Raw genomic sequence first — 19,645 nt, forward strand, 5'->3', positions numbered from 1 at the left:
AGGCAGTTTTTAAAAATTTCATATGAATTACGGGTATAAACGGTTTAATAGACGCGGGAACGGAATTGTTTCACGAACATGTTCTGCACCAGAGATCCATGCTACCGTACGTTCTAATCCAAGACCAAATCCTGAATGAGGAACACTTCCGTATTTTCTAAGCTCTAAGTACCACTTGTAAGCATCATCTGTCAGACCGTGTTCTTCATAACGCTTTTCCATTAGTGCAAGGTCATCAATACGCTGGCTCCCCCCAATGATTTCGCCATACCCTTCTGGAGCAATAAGATCTGCACAAAGGACTACATCATCACGATTAGGATCTGGTTTCATATAAAACGCTTTGATGTCTTTTGGATAATTTGTGATGAACACTGGCTTATCAAAACTTTCAGCAATCGCTGTCTCGTGTGGTGCACCAAAATCATCGCCCCACTCAATATCGTCAAAACCTTTTTCCTTCAGCATCTTAATTGCATCATCGTAAGAAACACGAGGGAATGGAGCTTTCACGTTCTCAAGCTTCGAAACGTCGCGGCCTAATGTTTTCAGTTCATTTTCACAGCGTTTTAATACAGATTGAACGATGTGAGAGATAAACTGTTCTTGGATTTCTAAAGATTCTTCATGTTCAACAAATGCCATCTCGGGCTCAATCATCCAGAACTCAATCAAGTGGCGGCGAGTTTTAGACTTTTCAGCACGGAATGTTGGACCGAATGAATACACTTTTCCAAGTGCCATTGCAGCCGCCTCCATGTAAAGTTGTCCGCTTTGTGAAAGATAAGCATCTTCTTCAAAGTATTTAGTATGGAACAAGGATGTCGTTCCCTCAGCAGAGCTGCCTGTTAGAATAGGAGGATCTACCTTTACAAAATCATTGGTGTAAAAGAATTCGTTTACTGCATGAATGATCTCGTTGCGGATTTTTAAAATACTATGCTGTTTTTTTGAACGGATCCAGAGGTGACGGTGATCCATCAAAAATTCAGTTCCATGTTCTTTTGGTGTAATCGGATAATCAACCGATTGATGAAGTACCTCAATATTGGTTACTTCAAGTTCAACACCAAGCTGGGATCGCTCGTCCTCTTTGACAGTCCCCGTCACATAAAGGCTTGATTCTTGAGTCAATCCTTTAGCAGCAGCGAAAAGCTCTTCTCCAACCTCACTTTTCACAACAACACCTTGTACAAATCCAGATCCGTCACGGAGCTGTAAAAATGCAATCTTTCCAGAAGAACGCTTGTTGGCAAGCCACGCACCAACAGTTACGGTCTTGCCAATATGTTCATTAAGCTTTTGAATAGTCGTTTTCACAAAATGTACCTCCACAAATTTCTATATATCTACCAAAAAATTATGAACGACGGCTCACCAAAAATCAATCTTTCTTTGAATGACGTTCGATGAAACTTTCGATTCGGTCAAGTGCTTCCATGATTGTTTCAAGAGAAGTTGCGTAAGACAGCCTTACATTATCCGGTGCACCAAATCCAGATCCAGGAACAAGAGCTACTTTCTCTTCTTCTAAAATCGCTTCAACCCACTCATCAACTGTGGTAAACCCAGTCACTTTAACAGCTTCTTTTACATTCGGGAACAAGTAAAACGCGCCGTGCGGCTTAACACAAGTTACACCCGGCAATGAGATTAATCTTTCATAAACTTTGTTCAAACGCCCTTCAAAAGCTGTCCTCATTTCTTCAACAGGTTCCTGCGGCCCATTATAAGCTGCGATCGCTGCATACTGGGAAGTTGTTGTAGGATTAGAAGTACTATGGCTATCCAGATTTGTCATCGCCTTGATGATTTTCGCATTTCCAGCAGCAAAACCAATTCTCCATCCTGTCATCGAATGTGATTTGGACAAACCGTTAATAATGATCGTTTGTTCTTTTAATTCTGGTGAAATTTCAGCAATCGATATATGTTTTGCACCATCGTAGATCAGCTTCTCATAAATTTCATCAGAAACGATTAAAATATCATTCTTTAAGCATACTTCTCCGATTGCTTGAAGTTCTTCTTTAGCATAAAGAGAACCAGTCGGGTTGCTCGGAGAATTGATAATGAGTGCTTTTGTTCGTTCGCTTACCGCACTCTCAAGATCAGCTGCTGTAATCTTGAATTGGTTTTCTTCTTTACCTTCTACAAAAACAGGGATTCCTCCTGCCAATTTTACTTGTTCAGGATAACTCACCCAATATGGAATAGGAATGATGACTTCATCTCCTTCTTCCACTACTGCTTGAAATAAAGAATAAAGAGAATGCTTTGCACCTGTCCCAACAATAATTTCCGAAGTGTCATAGGATAAGCCTTGATCTTGTTTTAACTTATTGACAATCGCCTTTTTTAAAGGGAGCAATCCGCCAGAAGGAGTGTACTTCGTATAACCTTCTTTCATAGACTGATATGCTGCTTCTATAATATGTAATGGTGTATTAAAGTCAGGCTCACCTGCTCCAAGAGCAAGCACATTGTGTCCCTCAGCCTTTAATGCATTTGCTTTTGCCGTAATGGCAAGTGTTGTAGATGGTGTCAGTGACTCCACACGCTTTGCTAGCTTCATTGAAATATTCCCTCCAAAGATGGTTTATTATTCTGCTTCTTTTAACCGGTAAATCTCATAACGTTTTCCCGTATCAAAATATCCATAATAATACGTATATCGATCCTTGCTGTCGATGAAAATCACTTCCCATAAAGGAATATCATCTTCCATCCCAAGACGGCTGTCGATTATCTTTTGAGCATCATAATTTTGTTTCACATAATTGATCATTTGACCTTCAGAAAGGCCAGCTTTTGCGATCTCTGAAGTGACTTTTTTCTTTTGGTCGACCCATACGATCATATTTGTTCCATGTTCATTTTTACCTTCTACAACATAATACGTTTCATTTTTGTAGAAGTGATCCACATGGCTGATCGATACAAGACCTTTTTCTTTTTTTGCAATTTCAACAGCTTCCGCTTCCTTTTTTGCTGGTTTGGCTTGAACTTGATTATAGAGATAATAAGCTTGCCAGCTTGCCAGAAGAAGAACTCCAACTATGATAAGTATCCACTTTTTTCCCATATTTCAGCCTCTCTATGTGCGATAGATCGTAAAAATCATCTTTTCCTTATTTTCGTCATCCATCGCTAGTCCAAACATTAAATCTTGGTGTTTTAATGTTTTATTCAATTCTGAAACAATTCGGTACAAATCATTGTATTTATCTACCTTTACTGTCGAAAGAACTTCAATTTTACTTTCCATTGTTCTTCCTCCTACTGATTGTTCTTATCCTTGTTTACTATAGCAGAAAATTACTTTCAATGGTACTCGGAAACCGTGAAAATAGCGAGTGTTCTCTATAAAATAGAAAGCAGTTTTGTAAACAGAGATGCTATCCATTCAAAAAAAAAAGGAGAAGCATCGATCTTCTCCTCTTTCCATTAATTCTGTTATACATCATTATTGATTTAATGGGAGTGCGGGAAGCTTTTGAAACATGTGATGATGTAATTCTACAAGAAGTACTAATGTAAAACACCCTAATTCATCGGAGAAAAGTAAGTAAACTCCCATTCAAAAAGAAAAAATCAAATGGAATAGCAAACATAACTTGATTTAAAAACTCTATTTAGAAAGAGTTTGTTTTCAAATTTCCGCTTTGATTGACCATAACCTCGATGAAAAGATGATAGAAGCTGAAGGTGCGAGACTCCTTCGGAACGAGTGGGACAGGAGAGACCACTCATTGTCGCAAGGCGACGAGGGGGCTCACCGCCCGCGGAAAGCGAGCATCCAAAGAGCGGATATCAGCTTTCCTTAGTAAACTATAAATCAACACAAGTCTCTAGCATAGTTTCCTTTAGTCCATCCATTCTTCTAACTCTTCTACCAGCTCTTCTACTGGTTTAATGGAAACTGGCAGCTTGGGCAATGATTGAACAAATGATTTTCCGTACCGAGTTTCAATCATCCGGCGATCAAAGACAAAGACAGCTCCCTTATCTCTTGAACTTCTCACCAGTCTCCCGAAACCTTGTTTAAATCGGATGATAGCTTGCGGCAATGACAAGTCATAAAAAGGATTGCCGCCTGCAGCTTTTAGCTTTTCACTTTTAGCTTCCATAACCGGCTGATCTGGCGGAGTAAACGGGAGCCTGATAATAACGAGACAGGATAAGTCATCGCCTGGAATATCGATTCCTTCCCAAAAGCTGTTCGTACCAAAAAGAATACTATTATCAAAACGCTGGAAGTTCTTTGTAAGTCTCGCTCGGCTTCCGCTATCCACACCTTGAGCAATCAGCACAAATTCTTCCTGCTTCATTAAGTTTTTAAAAGCTGAATGCGTTTCTCTTAACATCTCATACGATGTAAAAAGAACAAGCATACGGCCTTTCGTTACTTTCGCAATATCATAAAGAGATGACGAAATCCGGTTTACAAACGTCTTTTGGTCCACTTCATTAATAAGCGGGATATCTGTTGGAATCATAAGCTTAGCTTGCTTTTCGTATTCAAAGGGAGAAGGCAGCTGTGCGTTGATTGGGCCGAAATCGAGTAGACCAAGCCGTTCCATCATATAACTGAACTTATTTTTCACACTCATTGTAGCAGAGGTCATGATGACACTGTTTTTCTTTGCAAAAAAATCGTCTGCTAAAAGCTGGTCGATTTCTACAGGCTTTGCATGCAATTTCACAGCATGTCTTGGCCCTTTTGATTCAGCTTCTAACCAATATACTTCTTGCGATAAAGGACATGACAATAAGTGCTGCAGCTCAGAAGATTCATCTTGCAGATCATCCAATAAACCTTCTAAATCAACTAAAAATCCTTTTTGTTTAAAGGTTAGATGTTCTTCATGATTTTGCACACTTTTTAGCAGGCGTTTTACCGGCTTTGTTAAGTCATTGATAAAATGCCTTGCTCTTTCCCCCATTTCCAAAACGGGCTCCCAAGCTGCTGATTGTACGTCATCCTTTGTATATCGGGTGGTCAGTTTTGTTAACTCTGCTGAACGTGATTTTTTTGCTTTTGTAAGGCAAATGGATTTAATCCGTTTAAACATTTCATCGAGTTCATTTTTTACATCAGCAAATGTACGATCCCAGCCGGATAAATGTTTTTCATGATCTTTCACTTCAAGAAGATCAACCATTTCTGCGAGAGTGTTGATCATCCCATCGCTTTCAGTAGTTGAAAGTCTGTCCAGGAGCTTTAAAAAAGCGAAATAATCGGTTTCTTTTCCATAATGATCACTTACAACATCTTCAATATGGTGTGCTTCATCGAGCACCGCTTCTTTATAGCCGGGTAAAAGCTGGGAATCTGATTTCAAATCGGTAAATAATAGTGCATGATTTGTTATCACAATGTCTGATTCGTGTGCCGCTCTTCTTTGTTTATGATAGTAGCATCTTGAAAACCACGGGCAGCGATGATTCAAACAAGAATTCGCATCGCTTTTTACCGTATTCCAAAACAGCTTCCCACCCGATGCCATTGAAAGCTCTTCTACATCGCCTAACTCTGTTTCTGTCAGCCATATGATCATTTGTGCTTTCGTAAAATTCATATCGTAGTTGTCATCATGATGATCTTGCAAGGTGTGTTCAAATTTCCGCAAGCATAAGTAGTGGTTTCTTCCTTTTAATACAGTTGCAGTAAAGTCAAATGGCATGATCTTTTTCAGTAACGGCACATCTCGCTCCAGCAGCTGCTGCTGTAATTGAACAGTGTGCGTCGATACGACCAGTGGACGATCCTGCTCTTTAGCAAAACGGACGCCTGGTATCAAATACCCTAACGATTTCCCTACTCCTGTACCTGCTTCAACCACTAAATGCTGGTTTGTATTCAATGCTTCTTCAACAAGCTGAACCATTTTTTGCTGGCTTTCTCGTACTTCATAATGTGCCATATGATTCTTTAAATCATTTTGAAGGTCTAGTGATTCGATCTCTTCATGGCTGGAAATATAGCCATCTTGCTCTTTTTTACTAGCAAGTTTCGTTTTTCTCAGTGCTAGCTTGCGATAAAAATCAAATGTATCTTCATCCGCTAAAAACGCTGATTTCTCAGCAATCATATCTGATACGATATCTTCGATCGAGCTTTGCAGCTTTTTCAAAAAGGGGGTTAATCGTTCTAAAGTAAGCAATGGCAACCCTTCGAGCTTATCGAGAAGATGCATTAAAAGCTTTGCTGTTACATCAGCATCACTATCCGCTTGATGAGGATTCTCATGCTCTAGACCAAGGTACTCAGCTAGCATGCCGAGCTGATAGCCATCCGCTCCAAGCAATAACATCCTAGACAGCTCTACCGTATCAATGAGCGGCATCGAGAGCGGCGAATATCCGCATCGGTCGAGTTCTCCTTGTAAAAAGGAATAATCAAACATCACATTATGTGCAACAAAATAAGCTCCTTCTAACATCTGAAGGAGCTTCGGGGCCACCTCTTCAAACAATGGGGCATCACTTACCATTTCATCCTTAATGCCCGTTAACTGTTCAATAAAAGGGGGGATGGGTACGCCTGGCTGGACAAACGTAGAAAATCTGTCCGTTATCTTTCCTGCCTCAACGACGACGGCACCAATCTGGATGATTCGGTCTCCTTTTGCTGCGGAATTTCCTGTTGTTTCAAAATCGATAACGACAAATCGTCGTGACATAGCCATTTCACCTCATTCCCCTGTGGCTAAAACAGTATTAAATAGCGTCTTTAATAAATGGTAGCCTCAGGTTCAACACCTAACATTTCTTTAATCCTATTATTCTCATCCATGATTGCCACTTTTGGCTGGTGATTTCTCACTTCGGTCTCATCAAGCATGGCATAAGAGATGACGATAACGGTGTCTCCCTCATGAACAAGTCTCGCTGCTGCTCCGTTCAAGCACATTACTCCGCTTCCTCTTCTGCCAGGTATAATATACGTTTCAAAGCGCGCACCATTGTTATTGTTCACGATTTGAACTTTTTCGTTCGGAAGCATATCAACAGCATCCAAAATGTCCTCGTCAATCGTAATACTGCCTACGTAGTTTAAATTAGATTCAGTAACCGTTGCACGGTGTATTTTTGCTTTCATTAATGTACGGAACATGTTTCTTCCCCACTCTCTTTTCTTTCTAATACATTGTCTATAATCATATTATCTATTAAACGAGCTTTCGAAAATCTCACACTGACTGCAATGATCAGTTTTTCATCAAACGCTGTTGGAGAAAGAAGTTCGGGATACGATAATATTTTACAATATTCAACCGTTCCATTCGTTTGTTCCTCCAAGTATTCTATCATTTTTTTCTCCGTCTCACCACTTTCCAAATCCAAAAGCCAATTCTTTGCTTTTATCAATGATTGGTAAAGATGAGAAGCTTCTGTTCGTTCCTTTTGAGTCAGGTAAACATTTCTGGAGCTCATTGCCAGACCATCTGATTCACGCTTTGTTTCACAGCCGATGACTTCTAGTGAAAAATTAAAGTCTTCTGCAAGTCCTTTAACAACGGCAACCTGCTGTGCGTCCTTCATGCCAAAATAAACTTTATCAGGAGCAACTATGTTAAATAATTTCGTAAGTACTGTTGCCACCCCGTCAAAGTGGCCAATCCGGCTTTTTCCGCAAAGGGCATCTGTTCTTCTGTGAACAGCCACGGTAACGACTGGTTTATCTGGATACATTTCAGTAGTTTCAGGGCAGAACAATACGTCAGCTCCTGCATCTTCTGCAAGTTTCGTGTCGCGTTCCAAATCCCGGGGATAACGGTCAAAATCTTCATTTGGACCAAATTGCAATGGATTGACAAAAATACTCACAACAACGATTTGAGACTCTTTTCTCGCCCTTTTGATTAATGATAAATGTCCATCGTGCAAATAACCCATTGTGGGAACGAAGCCTATCGTTCTTGAGGCTGTTTTTTCTTTCTTTAAAAGATATTGAAGTTCTTGGATGGTTTTTACAATTTTCATGCTTTAACTCCTCCATACAATCGATCCAGCGTCTCTGTTTTCATGTTGAAGCTATGTTCTGCAGCAGGAAATTTCATCTGTTGAACCTCTTCTTTATATTTCTTCAGCCCATCGATCATGACATCTTTTACATTTCCATAACTCTTAACAAATTTAGGGATATGATGGAACCCATACCCGATCATATCGTGATAAACCAAAACTTGACCATCTGTTTGCTGACCTGCTCCAATACCAATCACAGGTATATTCACTTTATTTGTTACGATCTGTGCTAATTGCTGCGGCACACATTCCAATACGATGGCAAACGCACCTGCTTTTTCTAATGCTAAACTTTCTGAAATAAGAACAGCTGCATCCTCTTCTTCTTTTGCCTGAACACTGTAGCCGCCCATAACGCCTACCATCTGCGGAGTAAGCCCAAGGTGCGCCATTACAGGAACCCCTGCATTCGTCAGCGTTTCGACGGTCTGAATGATTTGTTTTCCGCCTTCGAGCTTAACCGCCGCTGCGCCGCTTTCTTGAAGAAGCCTTCTTGCATTTTTCAGTGTTTCATCAATCGATCCATGATAGGTCATAAAAGGCATATCTGTAACGATAAAAGTGTTTGGCGCACCGCGTTTTACAGCTTTCGTATGGTGAATCATATCTTCCATAGTTACTGGGATTGTTGATTCATACCCCAGCACAACCATACCTAATGAATCTCCTACCAATAAAAGATCCATCCCTGCTTTTTCACATATGACAGCAGAAGGATAATCGTACGCCGTAACCATCGTAATTTTTTCGCCGGCAGCCTTCATGTTTATAAAGGTTTTCGTCGTTTTCATATTCGTGTTTCCTCCCTGTTTTTAACAGGGGCAGAGTGCAAAAAAAACCTTCTTCCATTCAGGAAGAAGGCATAGAAAACATCACTTGACGTTTGTTTTGTTTGCTCCCTCTGTCCCGGTCCGATTTTTGGATCTAGGCAGATATACATGTAAAGTTTTTTTTGCTACCATTAGTGCAGTTCCTTTAGGATACCGCCTACGGATTTATTTTATCACGGACTTCTCTTAAGGAGAAGGAAATTCGATGTCTGCTGAATAGATGGAATGAATAACACCGTTGTCATCTTCTAACAGGAGAACACCCTCATCCGTAATTCCCTGCGCATAACCGGTAATCGACCCCGAGATGGATCGTGCCGTAATTCTTTTTCCTAAACTAAAAGCCCTAGCTTCCCATAATAATTTAATGACTTTGAAGCCGTCTTCTAAATAGCTATGGTAGAGCTTTTCGATTTCTGACAAAACTTCTCCAATGATTGCCGCTCTCTTATAAGGCTGATTTCCTTCTATGGCTAAACTTGTAGCAATGTCGATAATCTCTTCGGAAAAATGCTTTCTTTCCTGGTTTACGTTCATTCCGATACCAACGATGACAGAATGAATAGAATCCGCTTCAGCCTGCAGCTCTGTTAAAATTCCGGATACTTTTTTTCCGTTGATCAATAAGTCGTTTGGCCACTTGATAGCAGCCTCAATTCCTGTCACTTTTTCAATGGCCTTAGAAACGGCTACCGCTATTAACAAGGTCAGCTGCGGTGCTTTTTGGAGAGGAATATTAGGACGCATGATTAAACTCATCCATATTCCTGTTCCAGAAGGAGACTGCCAAGCTCTGCCTAGTCTTCCCCTTCCTCCTGTTTGTTCATCTGCCAGAACAATCGTTCCTTCTGCAGCACCTTCTCTTGCTAATTGATGAGCAATTTCTTGGGTGCTTTTTACAGAGGGTTTAAATGTGATTTTCTTTCCAAACGATCCTTCTCCTGTATAAAGCGAAACTTCCTCTGGTGTTACAAGATCAGGCGAGGTTAACAGCCGGTATCCTCTTTTTTGCACAGCTTCAATACTGTAACCTGAATTCCTAAGCTCTGAGATATGTTTCCAGATCGCTGTTCTCGAACAATTCAGTTTATCGCTGATTTGCTGTCCGGAAACGAATTGTCCTTCGTTTTCCGTAAGCATATGTAATAATGCTTCTTTCATTTCTGTTCCCACCTTCTAACCCAGTCCACAAGTTCACCTTGTGAAAGAGGCAGTTTGCCTTCTACGATCTCCTTCTCCATTTCATCATAAAGCAGACCGATCCAAACGCCTGGTTTTTCTTTTTTGATTCGCAAAATATCTTCACCATCAATAGGTATTTCATTTCTAGAAGTGATAGGAATATCGAGAGCGAGCTCTTTCAGCCTTTGGACACTTTGTTCAAAAGAATCACATTGATCTGCATATTTTAATTCCATAGCTAGTGTTGCGGTATCAAGTCCAAATCGATAGACGTCCATCTTTGTCCAATGTTTTATTTGATACGCATCCATTATTTTTAAAATCTGATTCATTACGGCATTTGGCAGTTTCCACTTTTTAAGGAATTCACGATAGTCTTTCACCTTTGATAAGATAAGAATTGCTGACCATTTTTGTTCAGCCGTCTGCAAAAAATTCCAGTTGAACGCCAAGAGGTTTCCTTCCCTTTTTTCTTCAATCGGATAGGGAAGATACTTAACTATTCCTGCTGTTTTCATGAAATTTAGTGCCGGTCCAGCCCATTCACCTTCCAGCAGCTTTCGAAATTCATCTGTAATCCGTTCTACCGAAATACGCTTAATCAGTGATGCATTATTTTCGATGGCTTTTTTCGTCTTTTCTTCGATCGTCAAATGATAAGTACTTATAAAACGGCATGCACGCATAAGACGAAGTGGATCCTCACAAAAACGCTCATCCGGCTGCCCAACTGTTCGGATTTGCTTTTTAGCCAAATCCTCTCTCCCGTTAAAGGGATCGTATAACTTATATGATTTGTCCATCGCCATAGCGTTAAATGTGAAATCACGCCGGCTGAGATCTTCTTCTAAATCCGTAACAAACCAAACTTTGGAAGGTCTTCTGAAATCTTCGTATTTACCTTCTTTCCGAAAAGTAGTCACTTCGTACGAGACATGGTTATGACGTACGATGACCGTTCCATGCTCTATCCCGACAGGAATCGTCTTAGGAAAAATCCTTTGGATCTCTTCTGGCTTTGCACTAGATGCAATATCTATATCCTTAATCGGTTTGTCCATCCAGTGATCTCTCACACAGCCACCGACAAAATAAGCTCTATAACCGTTCTCTTCAATTCTGTTTAATACATATGAAGCTTCTTTAAACAACTCGTTCATATTAAACTCAACCCTTTACTAAAGAGTTATATACATCTTCATAAGCATTCACGATTTTTTCAGAATGGAAATTCTCTCTCACATGTGTCACTGCTTTTTTCGAAAAGCGCTTATGTTTTTCAAAGTCACTTAGAAGCGAAACTGCTTTTTCGGCAACCTCTTCTGTATTTCCAACTTCGACTAAGTATCCTGTTTCACCGTCCACAATGACTTCAGGAATTCCACCGATGTTTGTCCCAATAACAGGAACACCGCAAGCCATTGCTTCTAATAAGACAAGACCAAAACTTTCTTTTTCAGAAAGCAAAAGCTTTAAGTCGCAGATCGAAAACAGTTCTCCAACATTCTCTTGCTTTCCTAAGAACAAGACATCATCTTCAAGTTGAAGTTTGTTGACCATCTCGCAAGCTACCGTTAATTCGGGTCCGTTTCCGATTAAAAGTAATTTTGACTTAATCTCTTTTCTTATAAGAGCAAAGGATTCTATAACATCTTGTATACGTTTAACAGGTCTGAAATTTGAAATGTGAACAATTACTTTTTCATCATCATTGATGCCATATGTTTTTCTTAGCTCACGATCATTATCACGTCTGTAATAAACACGTTCATCTACAAAATTGTGAATCGGTTTTATTTCATTTTGTATGTTTAATAATTTTTCAGTATCTTCTTTCAGCTGATGTGAAACGGCGGTAACAACATCCGACTTATCAATACCGAACTTTATCATTGCACTCAAAGAAGGATCATACCCTAATACCGTAATATCCGTTCCATGCAGGGTGGTTACAATTTTAATATTGTCATCGAGCATCTGCTTTGCTAATACGGCACACACTGCGTGCGGAACAGCATAATGAACATGTAAAATATCAAGATTTTCCCTTTTGGCTACTTCCGCCATCTTGCTCGCCAAAGCAAGATCATAAGGCGGATATTTAAATACAGAATAATTGTTTACTTCTACCTCATGGAAAAAAATGTTCGGATAAAACTTACCTAATCGAAAGGGCATACTGGATGTAATAAAATGAATCTCATGTCCTCTTTCAGCCATTAATTTCCCAAGCTCTGTTGCGACTACACCAGAACCTCCGACAGTAGGATAACAAGTGATGCCTATTTTTAACTTCATAAAGTTCTCCTTACAAATTGTTGGTTACATAAATCTGCTCTGTAATAAACCCTTCTGCGTAAGACGTTCCTGCATCAAAACCATTTAATCGGTCACGAGCTTCTACCCGCTCAATATATCCGTTAGTCAACGGTGTATCTACACTATTCTCTGATTTAATGAATTGAGATGGATACGCTTTTAAAGCCTCTATTTTATGGGCATACGTTTCACTGACATCCACATAGAGGGAAGGTTTTTCCGTGCTGTTAATCATGTAATAAAATATTTTTTTTACTTTATGCGGAGGTAATTGATCCGGGTCAATGATTTTTCGAATACCCGCTGAAAAAACAGCTTCTTTCACGAGTTTTGCACAATTACCATGATCCGGATGCCTATCGATCCAATAAGGCGCAAATACATATTCAGGTTTTTCTTTGCGAATACAAGCCACGATGCGCAAAATATACTCATCAGTTAGAAGAAGTCCACGATCAGGCAGGTTTAAATTGATCCTTTTAGATACCCCTAATATCGCTGCTGCATTCTCTGCTTCGCTTTTACGAGTTGCAACATTTCCATTTGATGACCGTTCGGCTTCTGTCAGATCACAAATGATTACATTGCGGCTTCGATTCGATTCTTTTTTAATCGTAGCACCCATTCCGATCTCTACGTCATCAGCATGAGCTCCAATAGCCAGCCAGTTTGCAAGTTCCATTATTTCTGAGGCTCTCTTTCATCGATGATTTTTCGCCAGTCTAAATCCCCGCGGTCTAACGAACGAATAAATAACTCAGCGCTCGCAACATTTGTTGCAAGAGGTATTTGATACACATCGCATAGACGCATCAATGCTGAAACATCCGGCTCATGAGGCTGTGCTGTCAAAGGGTCTCTAAAAAACAAGACAAGGTCCATCTCATTTTCAGCAATCAGCGCGCCAATCTGCTGATCTCCCCCTAAAGGTCCTGATTGAAATCTTTTAATCATTAAATTCGTTGCTTCATGAATTTTATAACCCGTCGTGCCAGTAGCAAATAACGTATGTTCCTTAAGAATCGGAGCATATGCTACTGCGAAATTAATCATGTCATTCTTTTTCTTATCGTGCGCAATAAGAGCTATTCTCATAATTTCTCCCTCTTATTCCATAATATTTTCAAGGCCATACACAAGCCCTTCAATTTTCATGACACTTTCTGCCGCTAATTTAACACCCGGCATAAATGAAGTTCTATTCATAGAATCATGACGTATCGTTAAGAGCTGACCTTCTCCGCCAAATAAAACTTCCTGGTGAGCAACGAGACCCGGTAATCTTACACTATGAATTCTGATCCCTTCTAGTTCTGCTCCTCTAGCTCCTTGCAAATCTTCTTTTTCATCCGGATGTCCTTGAGTCTTTTCTTGGCGCACTTCTGTAATAAGCTGTGCGGTTTTTAATGCTGTACCAGATGGTGCATCCAATTTTTGATCATGGTGCTTTTCTATGATCTCAATATCCGGCAAATATTTGGCTGCCATTTGAGAAAATTTCATCATTAATATGGCACCTATCGCAAAGTTTGGAGCAATAATCGCACCTGTTTTCTTTTCGTGTGCGAGCTCCGTTAATCTTTCTAGGTCTTCGCTGCTAAAGCCTGTCGTGCCGATAACGGTTCTTAAACCGTGATTCAATGCCATCTCAAGATGCTTTTTCCCGATATCAGGACGTGTAAGATCGATAAGCACATCAGCCTCTACAGATTGGATACAATTTTCTGCATCGTCATAAACCGGTGCATTCATTGAGGATGGACATCCTGCGAGATCTTTTACTTGCATCCCATCATTTTTCGAATCAATGGCAGCCACTAATTCAAAATGCGGTGTTTGATCGATCATTTTTAATGCTTCTTGTCCCATCTTCCCTCGCGGACCTGCTAAAATAATTTTTATATTATTCATTCGTCTTCTCTCCTTCATCAATTCGTGTCCATCTGTCCTTATCACGTGTGTTGAATTTATTCATTACTGTTGTAAGTGCTTCATCTATGTCAATATTCAATGAGTTTGCAAGACATATTAATACAAAAAACAAATCGCCCAATTCCTCTTCGATTGTGTTTGCATCTTCTGTTTTCTTTTTTGGCTTTTCACCATAATAGTGGTTAACTTCGCGAGCAAGTTCTCCGAGCTCTTCCGTTAGCCTGGCTAGCATAGCTAACGGGCTGAAATAGCCTTCCTTAAATTGCGATATGTATTTATCTACAACTTCCTGACTTTCTTTAAGTGTACGATTTGACATTTAACTCACTCCTGCCTGATCAGACTGGTATATTTCTTGTGCTTAAAAAGACACTCTTTCCTTATGTTATCGGTATTTTTTTAGTTTGACAAATTTCATGGAATTTTGATTATAATAGGAAGGCATGAATTTTACACTTTTGGCATTTATACAGAAAAGAGGCATTATATGACTTATCCGATCAAATTAAAAAATATTTTATTCATCCTCTTAGGATCTGCCATTTTTTCATTTGGTATTGTACATTTTAACATGACGAATAATTTGGCAGAAGGCGGTTTTACAGGGATCACCTTAATTCTCTATTTCTTATTTTCTATTGATCCTTCCTATTCAAACCTTGCGTTAAATATCCCTTTGTTCTTCATAGGATGGAAACTGCTGGGCAGAAATTCATTTGTTTATACGGTAATTGGTACTGTTGCAGTATCTCTGTTTTTATATATTTTTCAGCATTATTCATCGATTAAGATCGATTTAAAAGAAGATATGACACTTGCAGCTCTTTTTGCCGGTGTATCGATCGGAGTGGGGCTCGGAATCATCTTTCGTTACGGGGGTACGACAGGTGGTGTAGACATCATAGCCCGGCTCGGGCATAAATATTTGGGATGGAGCATGGGGAAAACCATGTTTACATTTGACTTTGTCGTCATTGCCGTTTCTCTTATCTATCTTGACTACCGAGAGGCAATGTATACACTTGTTGCGGTATTTATCGGAGCAAGAGTAATTGATTTTATGCAAGAAGGAGCATATGCCGGTAAAGCGGTTATGGTTGTTTCTGAACGAAATGCTGAGATTGCAGCAAACATTATGAAGGAACTTGACAGAGGGGCTACGATTTTAAATGGTAAAGGAAGCTTTACAGGCCAGCTTCGAGAGGTTCTTTATTGTGTTATTGCAAAAAATGAAATTGTTCGTCTAAAACAAGTCATTGAAAGAATCGATCCGCATGCTTTTGTAACAGTAAATGATGTTCACGAAGTAATCGGAGAAGGATTTACACTCGACGCTGATAAAAATCCGATTGGAAGATAGAAAAAGGCTGTTTGTGTAGACTATAGTCTTTTGGATGTAGTTGATTTCCGTTTCAGGTGCTCGCTTTCCGCGGGGCAGGCGGTGAGCCACATTCGGACGTTTCACTTTTAAGTGTCTCACCTGCCCGCCTGTCCCGCAGGAGTCTCACACCTTGCACTTCAATCAACTTGTCAATGAAGGCTCTAAACAAAAATGATTCAAAATCAACAATTTTTTAGTAAAGCTGTCATCGCATTCTTTGTTGCACTTGTAAGTGTTGAATTCCGTTTCAGGATGCTCGCTTTCCGCAGGGCGTGCGGTGAGCCTACTGATCCTGCATGAGTCTCGCACCTTGCACTCTTAACAACTATCAATGAAGGCTCTAAACGAAAATGACTTTAAACATCAATTTTTTAGAAAGACTGTTTTCGCATTCTTTGCTTTTTTTGGATGTAGTTGATCTCCGTTTCAGGTGCTCGCTTTCCGCGGGGCAGTCTGCGAGTCTCATTCAAACGTTTCACTTATAAGTGTCACACTGTCTAGCTGCAGCGGTTAGCCCCTCGAGGTCAAAAGTTTAATGGTCATGAAGGCAAAAAGCGCCTACTTAGCCCATTCACCTTTTGCTTGTCGTGGCTGATCAAACCGCATCCGCTTTTCGGACTGCCCGCCTGTCCCGCAGGACAAGGAAGGCTACGGCAGCGATACATCGCACGAAGAAAATGTGAATTTCATTTTCGCGGAGTCTCGCACCTTCTTCAATCAACCTCTAATGAGGCAAATTACAAAAATACACCAAAAGCAGCAATCTTTTAAAAAGAACCTGTATAAATAGAAAAAAGACTCACCGATCAATGATACCTAGATCGGTGAGTCTTTTTATTTTAATCGTCGTCATTCATTCCCATAAACATAAAAATAAATCGTGCAAGTTCGAGTAGTGCTACAAGTGCTCCTGCTACATACGTTAGTGCTGCAGCATTTAGTACTTTGCGGGCTCCTCTTTCCTCGTTATTGCGAATTAAGCCTGTGGCTACGATTTGATCCATTGCCCTGCTGCTCGCATTGAACTCAACGGGAAGTGTGATCAGCTGGAACAATACAGCTGCACCCATAAAGATGATTCCAAGTAAAAATAAATTAGCGGCGTGGAGAAGCATTCCACCCAATATTAATAAAAAGGAAAAGTTCGAACCGATGTTAGCTACGGGTACGAGCGCATGTCTAAAACGTAAAAAGGCATAACCTTCAGCATCTTGGATTGCATGCCCAACTTCATGGGCAGCAACTGCTGCTCCTGCAATCGAACTTCCATAATAATTATCTTCTGATAATCGAACTACCTTTGAACGGGGATCATAATGATCTGAAAGTTTTCCTCTGACTGGTTCGATTTGAACATCATACAGTCCATTTTGATTTAATATTTCTCTAGCCACTTCCGCCCCGGTTCGTCCTGTTGAATTAGCTACTTTTGAATACTTATTGTAAGTCCCTTTAACTCTACTCTGTGCCCATAAAGGGATAATGAGTAAAAAGGCAAAGTAGATTAAAAATCCACCCATTATTTGCATTCCTCCAAGTCAAATCTTTTGTTTGCACGATCAAAATCAATAATGCAACTATGACTGACAGATTGCGTCAGCCGAGATTTCTTTAGAAACATTTTACGTTTATTCCGTCTTTGTTGTCAAAGAATAAGCATGTCACCTCTTTTGAGGGACACGCATCTCTTCTTCTTTATCACCTTTATATTTTCTCCAGCCTACATAAAATAATGTAGAAGAAATAATGCCTCCTATAGAAAAAATCAGCCAGAACAATGATGGCTCAGAATTGTCTTTTTTTGCAAAAAAGAGAGCTTCAAAGTCGGCGGCCGCTACTTCCAGTTGTTTTTGATGATTCTCATCGGTTAGGATAGCAGAACGATTAAGATCAACAAATGATACATGTTCATCTAAGCGTGCCAGCTCTTTTGTACTAAGATCGACCGATAATGCAGGTCTTACTGTTTCATAGCGCTGCAGCAGCAAATTAACCGCTTGATGAAAGGAGGAAGAATCATTCTTGTTTATCCCTTTTTCCATACTTATAAAAGGTTCTAGGATCATTAAACCTGTTTTTTTCCATAAAGGCTCATAATCTGTTTGAAGTGCATCTACTAATAGCCGCACTTCTGTTAACTTGTTCAATTTGTTTTCTTTTGTCCATTCCGGATTTTTTAGGGACATTAATGCATCTGATAACGTGTAGTCCACCATCCGCTGCTGATCTGGCCTGAGTGTAATCACTTCTCCAGTATTTGTGATGTCTTTTGCTGCAAATTTAAGTACATCAGCAGCTTCATCAAAGTGTTCTATTTTTCCGAGTTCCCATATCTCAGCTGTAAGTTCATTTATTTCTGACCATTCCTTTTGATTATTTATTGTATGTTCTGCTGCTAAAACTGGTTTAGCCAGTCCAAATGCTAAACAAAAAATTGCAACCGTCCAACCTAACCTTTTCATCTGTAGCCCCTCCCGTACCCTTATACTAAAACGTATGAGTACTGGGACAAGGTTAGACCTAAATTCGGTTTGATTGATTACTGTGGCGTCTCATTCTCCATAATATTAGAATTGTAATAACAGAAAGCCAGAACGTAAGATAGCCGATTAATTGCTCATACGGCTCCAATACGGAATATGTCGGCATCATTCCAAAGACATAGTCGATAATTTCATTATGCAGTAACCATAAGGCTGCAACCCCTACATGCCATTCTTTTATTTTATAGTATGGTGCATATAAAATCCCTTGAAGCGCCATGCCGAAATGTGAAAAGATCAGCATATAGTTCGTGGAATCTAAAGGGATTCCGACGAACGCACCACCGAGGTTCATTCCAACAGCCCATATCCCATACTTAAATAAGGAACCCGCTGCCAGAGCCTCGAACAAACCTGATTGCTTTTTCGTTAAAAAACCAATCAAAACAAATACAAAAAATAAACAGGCTGTCGGACTATCCGGTACAAAAGGCAAAAAATACCATGGTGTTTGCTGTAATTGATATCCATACCAGTAATAACCGTAAATCGTCCCTAAAATATTGACGAGAAGCAGTGTAGAAAGAAACCATTTCTCTTTCAATATTGTGAAAAACCACATACAGATTACTCCTTTGACGTTAGAAAAAGCCGGCCCTAACCGAGCCGGCTTCTGCTAATTATTTTTCAAGTTTTGAAATAAATGTTGCTAATTTCTTAAGATCTGCATCAGAACCCTTAAATGCATTAGCGGGCATTGCAGGTGGTTTACCTTCTCTAGCAATCTTCATAATTTCTTCAGGCTTTAATCCTGTACCGATTAACGAAGGACCAGCACCACCGCCAAGTGTATTACCGTGACAGCCTACACAGCTCTGTTTTTGATAAACCTGATAACCAGGATCATTTTCATCAAAAGTAACATGAACAATTTTACCTTGAGTTTTAGCTTTTTCCCAGTCATGGGTAACTACGGATTCCCATGTTAAATATGTAATGGAAATCAGACCTAATAGCATCAATCCAGTTGCGATCGGACGTCTGGATGGACGTCTTTCTAGACCAGAATCAAGGAACGGCGCTAACATTAAAGCACCAAATGCTAAACCAGGTATAATAACAGTACCGATAAGAACATAATCCCCTGCCGCATACTTGTACTTCAAGAGCTGGTATAAAAATAGGAAGTACCAGTCTGGAAGAGGAATATATCCGGCATCGGTAGGGTCAGCTTTTTTCTCCAAAGGAGATTCATGAACGATGGTCAAAATGAGATAACCGATTAAAAATACGGCACCAACCATCCATTCTTTTAAAAGAAAGTTCGGCCAGAACGCTTCCGTTTTCCCAGGGTATTCCGAATAGTCTTTTGGAATATTCGGTTTACGTTCTACTGGAACACGAGAGTCTCCGACAAACTTCATCCCTTTACCGCGATGCATATATTTCCCTCCTTTGCTCTTATGAAACTTTTAAAAATCTTG

The 19,645-nt window shown here is 39.9% G+C and carries 20 protein-coding genes; 1 reads left to right on the forward strand and 19 read right to left on the reverse strand.

From position 1 onward, the window contains the following. Positions 1 to 27: 27 nt before the first annotated feature. The 15 genes from asnS to J2X07_RS07360 all read right to left on the reverse strand — a co-directional run bounded on the left by asnS (position 28) and on the right by J2X07_RS07360 (position 14,616). Entirely contained in the window at positions 28 to 1,320 is a 1,293-nt protein-coding gene (gene asnS, locus J2X07_RS07290; RefSeq protein ID WP_310257800.1) for an asparagine--tRNA ligase, read from the reverse strand. Positions 1,321 to 1,384: 64 nt separating this feature from the next. Further along, complete coding sequence (locus J2X07_RS07295; RefSeq protein ID WP_310257801.1) at positions 1,385 to 2,575, reverse strand: pyridoxal phosphate-dependent aminotransferase; 1,191 nt, start codon at positions 2,573 to 2,575, stop codon at positions 1,385 to 1,387. Between the two features lie 27 nt (positions 2,576 to 2,602). Continuing rightward, positions 2,603 to 3,085: a DUF5590 domain-containing protein gene (locus tag J2X07_RS07300; protein ID WP_310257802.1), complete on the reverse strand. Its 483-nt coding sequence runs from the start codon at positions 3,083 to 3,085 to the stop codon at positions 2,603 to 2,605. Positions 3,086 to 3,097: 12 nt separating this feature from the next. After that, positions 3,098 to 3,268 (reverse strand): YpmA family protein, encoded by a 171-nt coding sequence (locus J2X07_RS07305; protein WP_310257803.1) that lies wholly within the window; start codon positions 3,266 to 3,268, stop codon positions 3,098 to 3,100. Between the two features lie 598 nt (positions 3,269 to 3,866). Further along, positions 3,867 to 6,692 (reverse strand): ATP-dependent DNA helicase DinG, encoded by a 2,826-nt coding sequence (gene dinG / locus J2X07_RS07310; RefSeq protein WP_310257804.1) that lies wholly within the window; start codon positions 6,690 to 6,692, stop codon positions 3,867 to 3,869. 44 nt (positions 6,693 to 6,736) lie between these two features. Then, positions 6,737 to 7,120 (reverse strand): aspartate 1-decarboxylase, encoded by a 384-nt coding sequence (panD, locus tag J2X07_RS07315; RefSeq protein ID WP_310257805.1) that lies wholly within the window; start codon positions 7,118 to 7,120, stop codon positions 6,737 to 6,739. Next, on the reverse strand, positions 7,105 to 7,989 hold the full coding sequence (gene panC, locus J2X07_RS07320) for a pantoate--beta-alanine ligase (RefSeq protein ID WP_310257806.1): 885 nt from the start codon (positions 7,987 to 7,989) through the stop codon (positions 7,105 to 7,107). Before panC ends, panD begins: the two co-directional genes overlap by 16 nt. Then, on the reverse strand, positions 7,986 to 8,825 hold the full coding sequence (panB, locus tag J2X07_RS07325) for a 3-methyl-2-oxobutanoate hydroxymethyltransferase (protein WP_310257807.1): 840 nt from the start codon (positions 8,823 to 8,825) through the stop codon (positions 7,986 to 7,988). The genes panC and panB overlap by 4 nt, the downstream gene beginning before the upstream one ends. Before the next feature lie 225 nt (positions 8,826 to 9,050). Beyond that, entirely contained in the window at positions 9,051 to 10,037 is a 987-nt protein-coding gene (locus tag J2X07_RS07330) for a biotin--[acetyl-CoA-carboxylase] ligase (RefSeq protein WP_310257808.1), read from the reverse strand. Beyond that, on the reverse strand, positions 10,022 to 11,206 hold the full coding sequence (locus J2X07_RS07335) for a CCA tRNA nucleotidyltransferase (protein ID WP_310257809.1): 1,185 nt from the start codon (positions 11,204 to 11,206) through the stop codon (positions 10,022 to 10,024). Before J2X07_RS07335 ends, J2X07_RS07330 begins: the two co-directional genes overlap by 16 nt. A gap of 7 nt (positions 11,207 to 11,213) precedes the next feature. After that, positions 11,214 to 12,344 (reverse strand): N-acetyl-alpha-D-glucosaminyl L-malate synthase BshA, encoded by a 1,131-nt coding sequence (bshA, locus tag J2X07_RS07340; protein ID WP_310257810.1) that lies wholly within the window; start codon positions 12,342 to 12,344, stop codon positions 11,214 to 11,216. 10 nt (positions 12,345 to 12,354) lie between these two features. Continuing rightward, positions 12,355 to 13,047 carry a bacillithiol biosynthesis deacetylase BshB1 gene (gene bshB1, locus J2X07_RS07345; RefSeq protein ID WP_310257811.1) on the reverse strand — a complete coding sequence of 231 codons (693 nt, stop codon included), beginning with the start codon at positions 13,045 to 13,047 and terminating at the stop codon, positions 12,355 to 12,357. Continuing rightward, the gene (gene mgsA / locus J2X07_RS07350; protein WP_310257812.1) at positions 13,047 to 13,460 is read right to left on the reverse strand and encodes a methylglyoxal synthase; all 414 of its coding nucleotides are present in this window, start codon (positions 13,458 to 13,460) and stop codon (positions 13,047 to 13,049) included. Before mgsA ends, bshB1 begins: the two co-directional genes overlap by 1 nt. A 12-nt stretch (positions 13,461 to 13,472) precedes the next feature. Beyond that, positions 13,473 to 14,276 (reverse strand): 4-hydroxy-tetrahydrodipicolinate reductase, encoded by an 804-nt coding sequence (gene dapB / locus J2X07_RS07355; RefSeq protein WP_310257813.1) that lies wholly within the window; start codon positions 14,274 to 14,276, stop codon positions 13,473 to 13,475. Next, positions 14,269 to 14,616: a nucleotide pyrophosphohydrolase gene (locus J2X07_RS07360; RefSeq protein WP_310257814.1), complete on the reverse strand. Its 348-nt coding sequence runs from the start codon at positions 14,614 to 14,616 to the stop codon at positions 14,269 to 14,271. Before J2X07_RS07360 ends, dapB begins: the two co-directional genes overlap by 8 nt. A 168-nt stretch (positions 14,617 to 14,784) precedes the next feature. On the opposite strand from J2X07_RS07360, the gene J2X07_RS07365 reads away from it, so the two are divergent. Continuing rightward, positions 14,785 to 15,657 (forward strand): YitT family protein, encoded by an 873-nt coding sequence (locus J2X07_RS07365; protein ID WP_310257815.1) that lies wholly within the window; start codon positions 14,785 to 14,787, stop codon positions 15,655 to 15,657. Between the two features lie 860 nt (positions 15,658 to 16,517). On the opposite strand, the gene J2X07_RS07370 is transcribed toward J2X07_RS07365, so the two are convergent. The 4 genes from J2X07_RS07370 to J2X07_RS07385 all read right to left on the reverse strand — a co-directional run bounded on the left by J2X07_RS07370 (position 16,518) and on the right by J2X07_RS07385 (position 19,603). After that, on the reverse strand, positions 16,518 to 17,198 hold the full coding sequence (locus J2X07_RS07370) for a zinc metallopeptidase (RefSeq protein ID WP_310257816.1): 681 nt from the start codon (positions 17,196 to 17,198) through the stop codon (positions 16,518 to 16,520). A 141-nt stretch (positions 17,199 to 17,339) separates the two neighbouring features. Beyond that, complete coding sequence (locus tag J2X07_RS07375; protein ID WP_310257817.1) at positions 17,340 to 18,140, reverse strand: sporulation protein YpjB; 801 nt, start codon at positions 18,138 to 18,140, stop codon at positions 17,340 to 17,342. Positions 18,141 to 18,198: 58 nt separating this feature from the next. Next, positions 18,199 to 18,783, reverse strand: coding sequence for a DUF1405 domain-containing protein (locus J2X07_RS07380; RefSeq protein WP_310257818.1), 585 nt, complete (start codon positions 18,781 to 18,783; stop codon positions 18,199 to 18,201). A gap of 58 nt (positions 18,784 to 18,841) precedes the next feature. Further along, entirely contained in the window at positions 18,842 to 19,603 is a 762-nt protein-coding gene (locus J2X07_RS07385) for a menaquinol-cytochrome c reductase cytochrome b/c subunit (protein ID WP_310257819.1), read from the reverse strand. Positions 19,604 to 19,645: the final 42 nt, after the last annotated feature.

The sequence above is a fragment of the Fictibacillus barbaricus genome, assembly GCF_031457135.1.
Lineage (GTDB): Bacteria > Bacillota > Bacilli > Bacillales > Fictibacillaceae > Fictibacillus > Fictibacillus barbaricus_A.

Excerpts from the sequence above, each read along its gene's own strand:
- J2X07_RS07360 (WP_310257814.1), bottom strand. The coding sequence starts at position 14,616 with ATGTCAAATCGTACACTTAAAGAAAGTCAGGAAGTTGTAGATAAATAC.
- bshB1 (WP_310257811.1), bottom strand. The coding sequence starts at position 13,047 with ATGGAACTTGCAAACTGGCTGGCTATTGGAGCTCATGCTGATGACGTA.
- panC (WP_310257806.1), bottom strand. The coding sequence starts at position 7,989 with ATGAAAATTGTAAAAACCATCCAAGAACTTCAATATCTTTTAAAGAAA.
- panD (WP_310257805.1), bottom strand. The coding sequence starts at position 7,120 with ATGTTCCGTACATTAATGAAAGCAAAAATACACCGTGCAACGGTTACT.
- J2X07_RS07385 (WP_310257819.1), bottom strand. The coding sequence starts at position 19,603 with ATGCATCGCGGTAAAGGGATGAAGTTTGTCGGAGACTCTCGTGTTCCA.
- J2X07_RS07375 (WP_310257817.1), bottom strand. The coding sequence starts at position 18,140 with ATGAAAAGGTTAGGTTGGACGGTTGCAATTTTTTGTTTAGCATTTGGA.
- mgsA (WP_310257812.1), bottom strand. The coding sequence starts at position 13,460 with ATGAGAATAGCTCTTATTGCGCACGATAAGAAAAAGAATGACATGATT.
- J2X07_RS07365 (WP_310257815.1), top strand. The coding sequence starts at position 14,785 with ATGACTTATCCGATCAAATTAAAAAATATTTTATTCATCCTCTTAGGA.
- J2X07_RS07295 (WP_310257801.1), bottom strand. The coding sequence starts at position 2,575 with ATGAAGCTAGCAAAGCGTGTGGAGTCACTGACACCATCTACAACACTT.
- panB (WP_310257807.1), bottom strand. The coding sequence starts at position 8,825 with ATGAAAACGACGAAAACCTTTATAAACATGAAGGCTGCCGGCGAAAAA.
- bshA (WP_310257810.1), bottom strand. The coding sequence starts at position 12,344 with ATGAAGTTAAAAATAGGCATCACTTGTTATCCTACTGTCGGAGGTTCT.
- J2X07_RS07300 (WP_310257802.1), bottom strand. The coding sequence starts at position 3,085 with ATGGGAAAAAAGTGGATACTTATCATAGTTGGAGTTCTTCTTCTGGCA.
- J2X07_RS07305 (WP_310257803.1), bottom strand. The coding sequence starts at position 3,268 with ATGGAAAGTAAAATTGAAGTTCTTTCGACAGTAAAGGTAGATAAATAC.
- J2X07_RS07380 (WP_310257818.1), bottom strand. The coding sequence starts at position 18,783 with ATGTGGTTTTTCACAATATTGAAAGAGAAATGGTTTCTTTCTACACTG.
- J2X07_RS07370 (WP_310257816.1), bottom strand. The coding sequence starts at position 17,198 with ATGGGTGGATTTTTAATCTACTTTGCCTTTTTACTCATTATCCCTTTA.
- dinG (WP_310257804.1), bottom strand. The coding sequence starts at position 6,692 with ATGGCTATGTCACGACGATTTGTCGTTATCGATTTTGAAACAACAGGA.
- dapB (WP_310257813.1), bottom strand. The coding sequence starts at position 14,276 with ATGAATAATATAAAAATTATTTTAGCAGGTCCGCGAGGGAAGATGGGA.
- J2X07_RS07335 (WP_310257809.1), bottom strand. The coding sequence starts at position 11,206 with ATGAACGAGTTGTTTAAAGAAGCTTCATATGTATTAAACAGAATTGAA.